This is a genomic window from Streptomyces sp. NPDC002835 (assembly GCF_053591995.1).
Map to the genome: position 1 here is coordinate 410,178 of NZ_JBSFUW010000001.1, position 12,998 is coordinate 423,175.

A 12,998-nucleotide genomic window follows, 5' to 3' on the forward strand; every position below is an offset into this window, starting at 1 on the left:
TGCCGTCCTGCGCTCATGGCCGCTGTCCGTTCGGCGGTTCGAGCTTCACTCCCACTCCGCGCAGCGTGTGCAGATAGCGGGGCTGCGCCGCCGTCTCGCCCAGTTTGCGGCGCAGCCAGCTCAGATGGACGTCGATGGTCTGGTCGTCGCCGTAGCTCTGCTGCCAGACCTCGGCCAGCAGCTCCTTACGGGGCACGACGACTCCGGGCCGGCCGGCGAGGAAGGCCAGCAGGTCGAACTCCCTGCGGGTGAGGTCCAGTCGGCCGCCGTCCAGCTCGGCCTGGCGGCGCAGCGGGTCGATGGACAGTCCGCCGACCTGGATGACCCGCGAGGGCGGGGCCTCGCCGGCCGCGCGGGAACGCCGAAGTACGGCCGCCATCCTGGCCGACAGGTGCTCGACGGAGAACGGCTTGGTCAGATAGTCGTCGGCGCCGTCGTTGAGCAGCCGTACGATCTCCGTCTCGTCGTCCCGCGCGGTCGCGATGATCACGGGCACATCGGTGATGCCGCGGAGCATCTTCAGGGCCTCCGCGCCGTCCAGATCGGGCAGTCCGAGATCGAGAATGACCACGTCGAACCGGAAATGGGCCACCTCGCGCAGCGCCTCGAGGGCCGTGCCGACGCTCCGTACCGTGTGGGAGGCCTCGGTCAAGTGCCTGATGAGGGCGGAGCGCACGAACTGGTCGTCCTCGACCACGAGCACACTTGCCATGGGCGGCACCGTACGCCATCCGGGGGACACCGGTCCCGCCCCTCCCGTCCGGGACAACGCCGGTGCGGGTGGTGCACTATGGCCCGGATGCATCGAGGACTCGTACATGCCATGGCGTGGTCGCTGTCCACCGGCGCGGCGGTGACGCTGTCGTGGTGGGGCGTCCACACGGTCATGGCCGGAACCGCGTACGACCGGCCGCGCGCACTGCCCATCACGGCTCAGACCCCGACGGCGCAGGCCGTCGAGCCGCAGGCGGCGTCGACGGCCCGGCCGCCGAGCCGCTCCCCCTCCCCGTCGCCGTCGCGTCCGCCGAGCAGGAAGCCGGCGACCACACCGCAGGCTCCACCGGCGAAGCCGGGCCCGCCCGAGGACTCCCCCGCGACGGCCGGGCCGGAGTCGGGGAACGTGGAGGGCTACAACGTCAAGGGCGGCCGGGTCGTCTTCGACATCGGCGAGAACTCCGCGGAGCTGGTCTCCGCGACCCCGGCGGCGGACTGGCAGATGCAGGTGTGGAAGCAGCCGACGTGGATCCGGGTCACGTTCACGCAGGACGGGCGCGAGGTGTCGGTGTTCTGCACCTGGAACGGGCATCCGCCGATGGTCCAGTTCGACGAACGCTGAGGCAGCCGGACGGCGCCGGAACGGTTCAGCGGAAGACGGCCGGCGGGGGCGCGGGCGACGGCTTGGCGCTCGCGTCGGTGACGGGCACCGCCCCGCCCGTGAAGTCGGCCAGCGCGCGCCCGTGTTCGACCCGGCCGGCGAACGGGTCGCTCGCCACGCGACGGGTGAACTCGGCAACCGGCAGCGCGGCGTTCGACGCCAGCAGCACCGCGTTGCCGAAGCGGCGGCCGCGCAGCACGGTCGGGTCCGCGGCGAGCGCGACCTCCGGGAAGACGGCGGCGACCGTGGCGATCTGGGCCCGCAGATGCGTGAGCGGCGGCCCGTCGGCGATGTTGGCGGCGTAGCAGCCGCCGGGCCTCATCGCCCTGCGCACCTCCGCGAGGAACTCCGTGCTGGTCAGATGCGCCGGGGTGCTCGCACCGCTGAACACGTCCGCGATCACCACGTCCGCCCAGCCGTCCGGCACCTTCGCCAGCCCGGCCCGGGCGTCGAGCGACCGCACCCGTATCCGGGCTCCGGGGTCCACGGGGAGCCGTTCCCGTACGAGTTGGACGAGGGCCGCGTCGAGCTCGACGACCTGCTGGGTGGAGCGGGGGCGGGTGGCGGCGACGTAGCGGGCGAGGGTGAGGGCTCCGCCGCCGAGATGCACGACGTGCAGCGGCCGCCCGGCGGGCGCGGCGAGATCCACGGCGTGACCGAGCCTGCGCTGGTACTCGAAGGACAGGTGGGCCGGGTCGTCGAGATCGACGTGCGACTGCGGGGCGCCGTCGACGAGCAGCGTCCAGCCGCGCGGGCGGTCCCGGTCGGGGACCAGTTCCGCGAGTCCGCCGTCCACGGCCGCGACGACGGCCTCCGCGCCACCGCCCCCACGCCGCCTGTTCTTCGCCACGCGTCCATTATCGCCCGGCCGCCGGGGTGCCGCGTCCGGGCGGCCCGCCCTGGCCTTCCCGGGGAAAGCGCGGGTCCGGGGGTCAGCGGCAGTTGTCCGCCGCCTCGATCAGCCGGGCCGCCTCGCCGAGCGCCTCCCGCAGGACAGCCGGGTCGGTGACCGCGTCGGCGCCGTCACCGGGCGGCAGCAGCCAGCCGGAGCCGGTGACGGGCGGCTCCGGCGGAATGCGCAGGCCGCGGCCCGACGTCTGCGTGCACGCGCTGCCCGGCATGTCCCAGGCGTCGGCGGTGCCCGGCGGGACGAGGAAGCCGAGGGTGTCGCACGCCCCGTCGTGGAGCACCGGGCCGACCGCGGGCGCGGCGGCACGGCGCAGGATGTCGACCGCCTCCAGGCCCTGCCGGGCGGGGACGGTCACCAGGTCGCACGGTTCCGCGGCCCCTGCCGGGCCCGCCGTCCCCACCGCGCCGCACGCGGGCGGTGCGCTGCGGTCCGGGCTGGGCAGATGTCCGGCCGTGGTCGCGGGTGTCGCTCTGGTCTCCATGCCGACCTCCAACAAGGCGATCCCCTCCTCGCTCGAGTGGAGACACGTGATGCGCCTCCGTACGGTTCAACGCCCGTGCGCGTCAACGGCTACGGCGGCACGCCGCCGCAAAGGATGGCAGTTCATGGCAGATCGCCGACGAGATGTCCCTTTTGTTGCCAAACCCCGTGTGAGGGACCTCTCACAGCAGGTACGTTCTTGCCCGCCGGAATCCGGCCGCACCAAGAGAGGGCTCGGCCATGGCGTCATCGTCCAAGGCATCACGGGCAGTTGCCCCTCCCGTCCCCAACCTGGCCTTCCGCCGGCTGCGGGGACACCGCTCACCGAACGAGTTCGCGACGGTCGTCCGCAGGGCCGCTCGCGAGATCGGCGAGCAGGTCTCCTGCGACGCGCGCTACATCGGGCGCGTCGAGTCCGGTGAGATCCGCTGCCCGAACTACGCGTACGAGCGGGTGTTCCTGCACATGTTCCCCGGCCTCGCGCTGACGGACATGGGCTTCACCGCCCGGGAACAGGTACGGGGGCGCGGTGCGCGCGGCCGGGCGGCGTCCGGGCCCGGGCCCGCGGGGGAACCGGCCGCCCGACCGAACCACCATTCCTGCTGCCCCGTCCCCATGGGCAGTGGCGCACGTGACAGCGACGAGGAGAGCGACGTGCTGCGTCGCGCATTCATGACGAGCGGCTCCACCACGGTGGCGGCCGCGTCCCTGGGACTGGGACCCGTGCCCGAGTCCGTGTCCGGCCGGCCACGGGTCGGCGAGAGCGAGGTCCGCGCCGTCGAGGAGGCCGTACGCCGGATCCGCCTCATCGACGACCGGCACGGCGCCGACGGTCTCTACCGGCAGGCGGCGAAACCCCTGCGTGCCGCCTACGCACTGCTCGACGCGGGCACGACGGCACGCAGATCGACGGAGCAACGGCTGCACGCGGGCGCCGGCGAACTCGCCATCTCGGTGGGCTGGCTCGCCCACGACTCGGGTCGCTTCGAGGACGCCCGCTCCCACTACGCCGAGGCGCTGGCCACGGCCCGCGTGGCGGGCGACCCGGGCCTGGAGGCCCACGCGTTCTGCAACACGTCGTTCCTGGCCAGGGACGCGGGCCGGCCGCGGGAGGCCGTACGCACCGCTCAGGCCGGCCAGCGGGCGGCCCGGCGGGTGGCCTCGCACCGGCTGCTTTCTCTGCTCGCGCTGCGGGAGGCGGGCGGCTGGGCGGGGCTCGGCGACCGGGCGAGCTGCGAGCAGTCGCTGGCGCGGGCGCACGCGTACTTCGCGCGGGGCGCGTCGGGCGCGGACCCGGAGTGGATGTCCTTCTTCGCCGAACCCGAGCTGGAGGCCCTCCAGGCCCAGTGCTGGTCCACCCTCGGCGAATGGTCCCGCGCGGCCCGCCACGCCGAGCGCGCGGCGACGCTCCAGGACCGCCGCTTCACCCGCAACCTCGCGCTCTACCGGGCCGAACTGGCGGCGGATCTGGCGCGGGCGGGGGCGCCGGAGGAGGCGGCGGTCGCGGGTGAGCAGGTGCTCGATCTGCTGGGCGAGGTCCGGTCGTCCCGGATCGAGTCGATGCTGACGGACACGGCGCGCGTCTTGCGTCCGCACAGCCGGACGCCGGCGGTGGCGTCCTTCCTCCACCGGCGGGCGACGCCGCACCCGGCGTGACGGGGTGCGGGTGCGGCGGGCGTGTTCCCCACCCCGCCCCTTCCCGTAACCGGGCTCTGCCCGGACCCGCGCCTCAAACGCCGGCGGGGCTGACACAGTCAGCCCGCCCGGCGATTGAGGGCACGGCCGAGGCCGTACGGGGTCCGGGGCCTGCCCCGGTTCGGGAAGGGGCGGGTAGGGGACAAGCCCCGCGCAGCGGCCCCCACCCGCGGCGCACCCCCGTCACCCCTCCTGATGCCCCGTGTCGTTCCAGCGCTCGATCGCCGGCGCCCCGTACGCCCACCCCAGTACCGACAGGCTCGTCGGGTCCAGCCGGATACGCCCTCCGAAGGAGATGTCCTCGCCCAGCCACCGCGCCCCCAGGGAGCGCAGGACGTGGCCGTGGGCGAAGACCAGGACGTCGCGGTCTGCGGAGCGGGCCCATTCGACGATCTCGTCGACGCGGGACGAGACCGCCGCGAGGGTCTCGCCGCCGGGAGCGCCGTCTTTCCAGAGCAGCCAGCCCGGCTGAAGTGCGTGGATCTCGGGCGGGGTGAGGCCCTCGTACGCCCCGTAGTCCCATTCCATCAGCGCGTCCCAGGGCTCCGCCCGCTCCCCGAAGCCCGCGAGCGCGCAGGTCTCGCTCGCCCGTACCAGCGGGCTGGTGCGGACCTCGACGTCTTCGAGGCCGGACCACGGCGCGCGGTGCAGCCGCTCGCCGAGCAGTTTCGCGCCGCGCCGGCCCTCTTCGAGCAGGGGGATGTCCGTCCTGCCGGTGTGTTTGCCGAGCATTGACCATTCGGTCTGGCCGTGCCGGGCGAGCAGGATCCGCGGTGCCATGGGTGGCTCTCCTGAGGTTCACGATCGGATGTCGTCCCATCATCGCGCACATGAATGACAGGCAACCTCCCCGTCGATCTCGGCGTCCCCCCTCCAGTACGCCCGATCACGATCACGACCACTGAGACGGAGACCGACGGATGCCGCAGACCGCACCTCACCACCGGCCCCGCTGGTGGACCGAGCTGCTGCTGATCGCCGTCGTCTACGCCGCGTACTCGGCCGGTCGTCTGCTCGCCCGCGGCGACGTCGCGACGGCGATCGACCACGGTCTCGCGATACTCCGGGCCGAGAAGGCGCTCCTGCTCAACGCCGAGCATCCGCTGAACCGTCTCTTCACCGACGTCCCCGCCCTCGGCATACCCGCCGACTTCGTCTACGCCTCCCTCCATTACGTGGTCACCCCGGCCGTGCTGGTGTGGCTCTTCCGCCGCCGGCCGCTCCGGTATCGCGCGGCCCGCACCTGGCTGATGGTCTCCACGCTCCTCGGGCTCGTCGGCTTCACGCTGATGCCGACCTGTCCGCCCCGGCTGCTGGACGCCGCGCACGGCTTCGTCGACACGATGGCGCAGTACAGCTCGTACGGCTGGTGGGGCACGGAGGCGAGCGCGCCGCGCGGGCTCGGCGGGATGACGAACCAGTACGCGGCGATGCCGAGCCTGCACGTCGGCTGGGCCCTGTGGTGCGGTGTGATGCTGTGGCGGCACGGCCGTACGCCGCTGCTGCGGGCGCTGGCCGTCGGCTATCCGCTGCTCACCACGATCGTTGTGATGGGCACCGCGAACCACTACTTCCTCGACGCGGTCGCCGGCGCGGCCGTCATGGGCGTCGGCGCGCTGCTGACCAGGCCCGCAATGCGGCTCGCCGACCTCACGCGGCAGCGGTTCGGGTCCGCCGCCACCGCCTCGAGGCCCACCGTTGTCGGTGGCGGATGCGAGACTTCCGCGGGTGAGCGAATCCCTGGACAGCGGACCCCCTCCGCAGGCGCCGACGACAGCACTCCGGCAGCGGCTCGCTGAGCTGCGCGGTCCTGCCGCGCAGCCCCATCCGCTCGATGCCCGCGCCCTGGCGGCGCTCGCCGCCAACCCGGGGTGCGAGCGCCGGGCGCTGCTGGACGGCGCCGGGGTGGACAAGGCGGCGCTGGCGTCCGCGCTCGGTTCGCCGGGGACGTTCGGGCAGTCGCAGTTCGCGTTCATGCGGGGCAACGCCTTCGAGGCGAAGGTGAAGGCGGACGGCGGCAAGGAGCTGCTGCGCCTGCTCGGTCTGGAGGACCCGGCCGGCGCGCTGGTGCCGGATCTGGCGGCGGCCGGGCCCGAGGGCCGCGCGGCGCGGACGGCGCTGGCGCTGCGCGAGGCGACGGCGGCCGGGGCGTGGACGCTGCTCGACCATCCGCTGCTCGCCCTGGACGTGGCGGGCTCGCCCGCGTATCTGGAGCCGGACGCGGTGGTCGTGGGCCCCGACGGCCGGTGGACGGTCGTGGAGATCAAGTCGTTCCCGATGATCGACGCGTCGGCGGACGCGTCGAAGGTCGGCGCGGCCGCCCGTCAGGCCGCGGTGTACGTACTGGCCCTGGAGCGGGTCGCCGCCGTCACGGACGACGCGCGGGTCGCGCACAGCATCCTGCTGGTCTGCCCGAAGGACTTCTCCAATCTGCCGACCGCGTCGGTCGTGGACGTGCGCAAGCAGCTGTCCGTGACCCGCCGTCAGCTCGCGAGGCTGACCCGCGTCGAGGACATCGCCGCCGCGCTGCCCGAGGGGCTCACCTTCGACCTGGAGGCGTGTTCGGCCGACGAGCTGACGGCCGCGGTCGAGTCGGTCCCCCACGCGTACGCACCCGAGTGCCTGGCCGCCTGCGAGCTGGCGTTCCACTGCCGCGACCGGGCCCGCCAGGACGGTGCGGTGGAGGCGCTGGGCCGGTCGGTCCGGGGCGAGCTGGGCGGGCTGACGACGGTGGGCGGCGTGCTGGCGGCCGCGCGCGGCGAGGCCGGCGACCCGGCCGACCCGGCGGTGGCGGCGCTCCGGCGGGCCGCGGCCCTGCGGTCGGAGGCACTGGCCGACGCGGCCGTAGCACAGGAGGCGGGCGGATGTCGCTGATCGCCACGCTGGCCCGGCTGGAGGCCGTCGAGACGGGCCGCGCCCAGCCGCTGGCGACGGTCCGCCACCGGCGGGTGTCGCCGCGTCCGATGGTGTTCGTACCGCTGACGACCGCGGGCGAGGCCGGGGCGCCGCTCGGCGCGCTGGTGGGCACGGACCGCGAGGAGCCGCGGCTGCTGGTCGTGGCACAGCCCCGCGACCGCGACCTGCGTTCGGCGTTCCTGGCCGAGCTGGCCGATGTGCTGCTGCCGTATCTGGACGGTTTCGGTGACGACGTCGAGCTCGTCGAGCGCAAGGAGACCGACGCGGAGACCGGCAAGAAGGTCACTGTCGAGGTGGAGCTGTGCGCGGACGCGCCGCAGCTGATCGTGCCGAGCCGCGCCGGTGTGGAGTTCGTACGGCTGCTGGGCCGCTCGATGCGGTTCCGGCGTACGGCGGAGCAGGACCCGGACACGCCGTATCCGGCGCCGCCGCGGGTGCCGCTGCTGGGCCGCTGGCTGACCCACTACGGCGAGCGCGCCCGCGTTCCCGGCTCGTCCCTGCTGCTCGCCGCGACGGACCTGCTGAACCGACACTGGGCGACGGGTCAGTCGTCGCTGGAGGACCAGCATCTGGGCGCGCTGCTCGCCTGGATCGACGCGGCGGAGGGCGAGTCGGGCGCCGAGGCGGCGCTCCGGGCCGAGCTGGGCCGCGACCGGGAGGGCATGCTGCTCTGCCCGCCGGCCGGACCGGCGACCGATCCCGTCTTCGACAACCGGCGCCTGGCGCCCGCGATGGAGCGCTACGACCGGGCCCGGCAGCTTCTCGCGGCCGCCGAGGACGGCGAGAGCGCCGACGAGCGGCTGGGCGAACTGCACCGTGCGGAGCGGGAGGTCAGGCGGATGGTCGCGGACCAGATGCGGCCCACCTGGCAGGCGGTGTGGCGGGCTCTCGATCTCGTGCGCGAGCTCCCCGAGGGCTCCCGTGTCGAGGACCGCTGGGCCCGCGACCGCTGGTCGTTCACCGCCCACCGCGACCGGGTCCGCGCCGGTGAACCGCCGCAGCCGCGGCGCGACGACGCCGTGACCGCGGCGCAGAAGCTCGCCGCGCGGGAGACCGCCCAGGCGCAGCTGGAGGCCCAGGAGGCGCTGGACGATCCGCTGGTGCTGGCCGGCCGCCGCCTCGCCGGCGAGGCGTTCCTCTCCGAGGTGATCGACGTGGAGATGGCCTGGTCCGATTCGAAGCGGCCGAGCCCCCGCCCGCTGCTGACCGTGCGCACGGACGACCGCCCGCATCTCGGCGGGCACAGCGCTACGGGAGCGCCGCCGGCCGGGGGCGAGAGCCGGATCAAGGTGTACCGCTCGCTGGACGGCAAGCCGCAGACGGCGGAGTTCGTGCGGTACGAGGACGACGGGACGCTGGTGCTGCGCGTCACCGACCGGATGGGCCGCGCCAAGGTCCCCGCGGAGGGCTCCGTGCCCGTCAAGGGCGACCGGATCGCCTGGACCCTGTTCGAGCACGACCAGCGGGGCGGGCCGAAGCTGCCGGACCCGGAGGAGACCCCGTGGACGCACGGCGGCCCCCCGAGGTCCGACACCGCCGAGATCCCCGACCGCGTCACCCCGGAGGACCTGCTGTGACGTCCGCCCGTGAGCTGCCCGCACCCGGCCGCCCGGTGCCCGACCCCGGCGCCGAGGCGGCGCGCGCGACCGCCGGCATCCTGCACGACACGCTCCACGGCTCCGCAAGGGGCGTCGTCGTCGACTCGCCGCCGGGCGCGGGCAAGTCCACCCTCGTCGTCCGCGCGGCGCTCGAACTGGCCGCCGCCGGGCGCCCGTTGATGGTCGTCGCGCAGACCAACGCGCAGGTCGACGACCTGGTGCTGCGGCTCGCGGAGAAGGAGCCCGAGCTGCCCGTCGGCCGGCTCCACTCGAACGACTCCGACCCGTACGACAAGGCGCTCGACGGGCTGGACAACGTCCGTAAGTCGGCGAAGGCGGGCGACCTCGCCGGTCTGGACGTCGTCATCTCCACGGCCGCGAAGTGGGCCCATGTGCAGGGCGTCGAGCCCTGGCGGCACGCCATCGTCGACGAGGCGTACCAGATGCGCTCCGACGCGCTGCTCGCCGTCGCCGGGCTGTTCGAGCGGGCCCTGTTCGTCGGCGACCCGGGGCAGCTCGACCCGTTCTCGATCGTCGGCTCCGAGCAGTGGGCGGGGCTCTCGTACGATCCGTCGGCCAGCGCGGTGTCCACGCTGCTGGCGCACAACCCGGACCTGCCGCAGCACCGGCTGCCCGTGTCCTGGCGGCTGCCGGCGTCGGCGGCGCCGCTGGTGTCCGCCGCGTTCTACCCGTACACGCCCTTCCGGAGCGGCACCGGCGACGGTGATCGGCGGCTAGCCTTCGGTGTGCCGTCGGACGGGTCGGGGCCCGACCGGGTCCTCGACGAGGCCGCGGAGTCGGGGTGGGGCCTGCTGGAGCTGCCCGCGCGCCACACCCCGCGCACCGACCCGGAGGCGGTGCGGGCCGTGGCCCTGGTCGTGCGCCGGCTGCTGGACCGCGGCGGCGCGGCGGTCTCCGAGCGGTCCGCGGAGCCGGTGCCGCTCACCGCCGACCGGATCGCCGTCGGCACGGCCCACCGCGACCAGGCGGCGGTGGTGCGCGCCGCGCTGGCGGAGCTGGGGGTCGCCGGCGTCACGGTCGACACCGCCAACCGCCTCCAGGGCCGGGAGTACGACGTGACGGTCGTGCTCCACCCCCTGTCGGGGCGGCCGGACGCGACGGCGTTCCATCTGGAGACCGGGCGCCTGTGCGTGCTCGCCTCCCGCCACCGGCACGCGTGCATCGTCGTGTGCCGGGAAGGGGTGGAGGAGCTGTTGGACGAGCACCCGTCGACGGAGCCGGTACAGCTCGGTGTGACGGTCAAGTTCCCGGACGGCTGGGAGGCGAACCACGCGGTGCTGGCGCATCTGGCCGAGCACCGGGTGCGGTGGGACCCGGGGACGGCCTGAGACGGTCTTGCGCGGGGCGGGACAATGGAGGGCGGTCCGGGAGTGCGGACCGCGACGCGAGGAGGATTACGGACATGGCGGAACCGGAGCGGACGACCGAGCGCAGGGTGCGACCTGCCCCCCTGCTGTTCGAGCCGTCGGAGGCTGCCGCCGACCCGGAGCACTTCTTCGACCTGGAGTCCATGGAGGACCCGCGCGAGCTGCTGGACCGGTCGACGGAACTGGCGCTGGCCTTCCGGGCCGCGACGGACCGCGCGGTCGAGTTCCAGGCCCTCGCGGCGGCCCAGCTCGCCGACCCCCGCCGCTTCGACCGGCTGACGCCGGCGGACATCGGCGAGCGGGCGGGCTGGACGGAGGACTACGCCCGCAAGATGATCGACTTCGGCAGGGACCTGCTGCGCGGGGTCCACTGACGCACCGTCGGCCGCGGGAACCATGGCGGCCTGAGCCTCGCCGCCCCTGGCGTCGCCCGGCGCGGGCACTCCTCGTCGAGACTGTCCACGAACTTGGTGAGCAACGCGGCGAAACGGCGCGTCTCGTCGGCAAGGACGTCCGCCTGGAGAGCAGCGGCCCGGCCGGTCGAGGCCGGTGACGGCGCGGACGCGAGAGCGTCTCGAACCCGCCCAGTGCGCCTGCGCCCACCCGTCCGTCATATGCCAGTCGAAGGTGGCGGGGCGAAAGATACCCCCCTCCGCCCCGTCCTGTCCCCGTTTCGCGGAACGAAGTGAAATTGCAGCGTCACTCGCGGTAAGCATGAGTACATGACCGCATGGCTGCGAGACCCCTCCCCCCTGACGGACGCCGTCCTCGACGGCCAGGACCGCACGGCGGCCCGGGTGACGCCCCCCGGCGCCGGCTGGCTCGCCTCGGCGGAGACGTATCCGCGCTCGGCGCTTGCACAGTGGGAGAAGCGGCCGACCGCACCCGCCGTGCTGCCGTGCGGTTCGGTGTTCGACGTGGTGAACGTGCCCACGATGTTCGGGCGCCGGATGCTCGACCGGCTGTGGTCACCGGGCCCCGGTTCCGGGCCCGTGGCGATGCACCGGGGCCGGATGATGCTGTTCGCCGCGCCCGGCACGGCCCGGCGGCTGCCGTCGCTGCTCGACTGGGAGGAGTGGGGCGACGCCGTGCCGCCGCTGCTCTGCCACGGCGTGGGCGACGCGGTGACCGTACCGCCCCTGACCCCCACGGAAGACGCCTCCGAGCCCCGCTGGCTGGTCGCGCCCGACACCCGTCAGCCCTGGCTGCCGGGGCCGGAGGTCCTGCTGTGGGCGTGTGTGCGGGCGGTGCGCGCGAAGGCCTCCGCAGGAGCGGCTTTATCGATTTTTCCTCCCGTCGATCAGGATGCTAAGGTCTACGACGTCAGCAGGCGCCGCTAGCTCAGTTGGTTAGAGCAGCTGACTCTTAATCAGCGGGTCCGGGGTTCGAGTCCCTGGCGGCGCACAGACGGAAGAAGGCCCCTCGCGCAAGCGGGGGGCCTTCTTCGTGCTCTCCTAGGCCGTGGTGACCTTCACCGTCCACGACCCCGTCCGGGTGCGTTCAGAGACCTCCACCCGCACCCGCCCGCCCGGCGGCCCCGGCAGGGTGAACGTCTCGCCGACCTGCAGCGGCGCGTCCGCGAGCGGCGGGTAGACCGAGTCCTCCCGGCAGGCCTCCGTCTCCGGATGCGTGTCGACGACCTCGATGGGACCGCCGCCCGACGCGGTCTCGCCCTCCACCCGGTAGAGCAGCACGCCCTCGGTGCAGGTGTAGGCGTCGTTGCCGGTGGCGCCGCGTGCCTCGATCGCGAGCGCGCTGTGCGGTCCCGTCCGTACGACCGCCAGCCGGGTGCCGACGCTGCCGCCGCGCGCGGGCGCGGCGGCGACGGGTTCGAGGGTCACCGGGTCGCCGCCCCGCTCGGCGTTGACGCACCGCACCTCGGACCTGCCGAGCCAGCCGAGCTTCCACTTGTGCCAGGCGAAGAGGTCGGGGGCCAGACCGAACTGGCTGCCCATGACGTCCCAGTCCCCGACGTGGGTGTCCCAGTCGCCGTAGCCGTCCACCGGACGGTGGTAGAGATCCGGCAGGTCGAAGACGTGCCCGGTCTCGTGGGCGAGGACGTTGCGGTCCGGCGGATGGCGTTCGAAGACGGTGACGACCCGCCGGATGTCGGTGCCGTCGGCGCGCAGCGGCTGGTCGAAGTTGACGACCTTGGTCGCGTCGGAGTCGACGCCGGGCGCGTCGGGGTCGGCGACCAGATAGACGATGTCGTACGCGGAGAAGTCGACCCGGTCGTCGGCCACGGCGACGGCGTCGCGCAGATACGCGGCCCGGTGCTCGGGCTCCCAGTCCCGCTGTATGCCGTAGGCGACCGAGGGCTTCGGCATCGGCAGCCATTCGGCCAGCGGGTGGGCGCGCAGGGAGAAGGCGCCGTAGGACGCCCGCCGGAAGAAGTCGCTGGTGGCGGGGAAGTGGTCGGCCGCCAGCTCATGGGGCCGGTACAGCGGCACTGAGTCCGGGAACGACAGGAAGATCATGACCGCGTCGAGCTCGGTGACCGGCCGGGTGTACGCCGTGTTCCAGGTGTCGAGGCCCAGTGAGTGGTGCGCGGCCGTCCGGGGCAGCGCGCACGGGCCGCCCATCGTGTCGGCGACCGCGGGGCCGGCCACCAGGGAGGTGGCCGTGAAGGCCATGAG

General features: G+C 74.1%; 13 protein-coding genes and 1 tRNA gene. 9 read left to right on the forward strand and 5 right to left on the reverse strand.

The features are described from left to right. Positions 1–13: 13 nt before the first annotated feature. Positions 14–712 (reverse strand): response regulator transcription factor, encoded by a 699-nt coding sequence (locus ACWD01_RS01815; protein ID WP_451156993.1) that lies wholly within the window; start codon positions 710–712, stop codon positions 14–16. Positions 713–790: 78 nt separating this feature from the next. On the opposite strand from ACWD01_RS01815, the gene ACWD01_RS01820 reads away from it, so the two are divergent. Then, complete coding sequence (locus ACWD01_RS01820) at positions 791–1,336, forward strand: hypothetical protein (protein WP_451156995.1); 546 nt, start codon at positions 791–793, stop codon at positions 1,334–1,336. 25 nt (positions 1,337–1,361) lie between these two features. On the opposite strand, the gene ACWD01_RS01825 is transcribed toward ACWD01_RS01820, so the two are convergent. Continuing rightward, positions 1,362–2,225 carry a spermidine synthase gene (locus ACWD01_RS01825; RefSeq protein WP_451156997.1) on the reverse strand — a complete coding sequence of 288 codons (864 nt, stop codon included), beginning with the start codon at positions 2,223–2,225 and terminating at the stop codon, positions 1,362–1,364. 82 nt (positions 2,226–2,307) lie between these two features. Continuing rightward, on the reverse strand, positions 2,308–2,766 hold the full coding sequence (locus ACWD01_RS01830) for a hypothetical protein (RefSeq protein ID WP_451156999.1): 459 nt from the start codon (positions 2,764–2,766) through the stop codon (positions 2,308–2,310). Positions 2,767–3,005: 239 nt separating this feature from the next. On the opposite strand from ACWD01_RS01830, the gene ACWD01_RS01835 reads away from it, so the two are divergent. Next, entirely contained in the window at positions 3,006–4,421 is a 1,416-nt protein-coding gene (locus ACWD01_RS01835; protein ID WP_451157001.1) for a tetratricopeptide repeat protein, read from the forward strand. Positions 4,422–4,643: 222 nt separating this feature from the next. On the opposite strand, the gene ACWD01_RS01840 is transcribed toward ACWD01_RS01835, so the two are convergent. Further along, complete coding sequence (locus ACWD01_RS01840; protein ID WP_451157003.1) at positions 4,644–5,240, reverse strand: histidine phosphatase family protein; 597 nt, start codon at positions 5,238–5,240, stop codon at positions 4,644–4,646. A 140-nt stretch (positions 5,241–5,380) separates the two neighbouring features. Between ACWD01_RS01840 and ACWD01_RS01845 the strand changes: the two genes are divergently transcribed. From ACWD01_RS01845 to ACWD01_RS01875, 7 genes are all read left to right on the forward strand, one after another. Continuing rightward, the gene (locus ACWD01_RS01845; RefSeq protein WP_451157005.1) at positions 5,381–6,259 is read left to right on the forward strand and encodes a phosphatase PAP2 family protein; all 879 of its coding nucleotides are present in this window, start codon (positions 5,381–5,383) and stop codon (positions 6,257–6,259) included. Then, positions 6,189–7,334, forward strand: a complete 1,146-nt coding sequence (locus ACWD01_RS01850) for a hypothetical protein (protein ID WP_451157007.1) — start codon at positions 6,189–6,191, stop codon at positions 7,332–7,334. Before ACWD01_RS01845 ends, ACWD01_RS01850 begins: the two co-directional genes overlap by 71 nt. After that, positions 7,325–8,953, forward strand: a complete 1,629-nt coding sequence (locus ACWD01_RS01855) for a hypothetical protein (protein ID WP_451157009.1) — start codon at positions 7,325–7,327, stop codon at positions 8,951–8,953. The genes ACWD01_RS01850 and ACWD01_RS01855 overlap by 10 nt, the downstream gene beginning before the upstream one ends. Beyond that, on the forward strand, positions 8,950–10,323 hold the full coding sequence (locus ACWD01_RS01860; RefSeq protein WP_451157011.1) for an AAA domain-containing protein: 1,374 nt from the start codon (positions 8,950–8,952) through the stop codon (positions 10,321–10,323). Before ACWD01_RS01855 ends, ACWD01_RS01860 begins: the two co-directional genes overlap by 4 nt. A gap of 74 nt (positions 10,324–10,397) precedes the next feature. Continuing rightward, positions 10,398–10,736: a hypothetical protein gene (locus ACWD01_RS01865; protein WP_451157013.1), complete on the forward strand. Its 339-nt coding sequence runs from the start codon at positions 10,398–10,400 to the stop codon at positions 10,734–10,736. Positions 10,737–11,084: 348 nt separating this feature from the next. Beyond that, positions 11,085–11,702 (forward strand): bifunctional DNA primase/polymerase, encoded by a 618-nt coding sequence (locus ACWD01_RS01870; protein WP_451157015.1) that lies wholly within the window; start codon positions 11,085–11,087, stop codon positions 11,700–11,702. Continuing rightward, positions 11,693–11,766, forward strand: a tRNA-Lys gene (locus ACWD01_RS01875). The genes ACWD01_RS01870 and ACWD01_RS01875 overlap by 10 nt, the downstream gene beginning before the upstream one ends. A gap of 50 nt (positions 11,767–11,816) precedes the next feature. Here the strand turns inward: ACWD01_RS01875 and ACWD01_RS01880 are convergent. Then, positions 11,817–12,995 carry a M6 family metalloprotease domain-containing protein gene (locus ACWD01_RS01880; RefSeq protein WP_451157017.1) on the reverse strand — a complete coding sequence of 393 codons (1,179 nt, stop codon included), beginning with the start codon at positions 12,993–12,995 and terminating at the stop codon, positions 11,817–11,819. Positions 12,996–12,998 lie beyond the last annotated feature (3 nt).

What these genes read in the sequence shown, in the direction of transcription:
- ACWD01_RS01815 (WP_451156993.1), bottom strand. Translation starts at nt 712, where the DNA reads ATGGCAAGTGTGCTCGTGGTCGAGGACGACCAGTTCGTGCGCTCCGCC.
- ACWD01_RS01820 (WP_451156995.1), top strand. Translation starts at nt 791, where the DNA reads ATGGCCCGGATGCATCGAGGACTCGTACATGCCATGGCGTGGTCGCTG.
- ACWD01_RS01830 (WP_451156999.1), bottom strand. Translation starts at nt 2,766, where the DNA reads ATGGAGACCAGAGCGACACCCGCGACCACGGCCGGACATCTGCCCAGC.
- ACWD01_RS01835 (WP_451157001.1), top strand. Translation starts at nt 3,006, where the DNA reads ATGGCGTCATCGTCCAAGGCATCACGGGCAGTTGCCCCTCCCGTCCCC.
- ACWD01_RS01840 (WP_451157003.1), bottom strand. Translation starts at nt 5,240, where the DNA reads ATGGCACCGCGGATCCTGCTCGCCCGGCACGGCCAGACCGAATGGTCA.
- ACWD01_RS01845 (WP_451157005.1), top strand. Translation starts at nt 5,381, where the DNA reads ATGCCGCAGACCGCACCTCACCACCGGCCCCGCTGGTGGACCGAGCTG.
- ACWD01_RS01855 (WP_451157009.1), top strand. Translation starts at nt 7,325, where the DNA reads ATGTCGCTGATCGCCACGCTGGCCCGGCTGGAGGCCGTCGAGACGGGC.
- ACWD01_RS01865 (WP_451157013.1), top strand. Translation starts at nt 10,398, where the DNA reads ATGGCGGAACCGGAGCGGACGACCGAGCGCAGGGTGCGACCTGCCCCC.
- ACWD01_RS01870 (WP_451157015.1), top strand. Translation starts at nt 11,085, where the DNA reads ATGACCGCATGGCTGCGAGACCCCTCCCCCCTGACGGACGCCGTCCTC.
- ACWD01_RS01880 (WP_451157017.1), bottom strand. Translation starts at nt 12,995, where the DNA reads ATGGCCTTCACGGCCACCTCCCTGGTGGCCGGCCCCGCGGTCGCCGAC.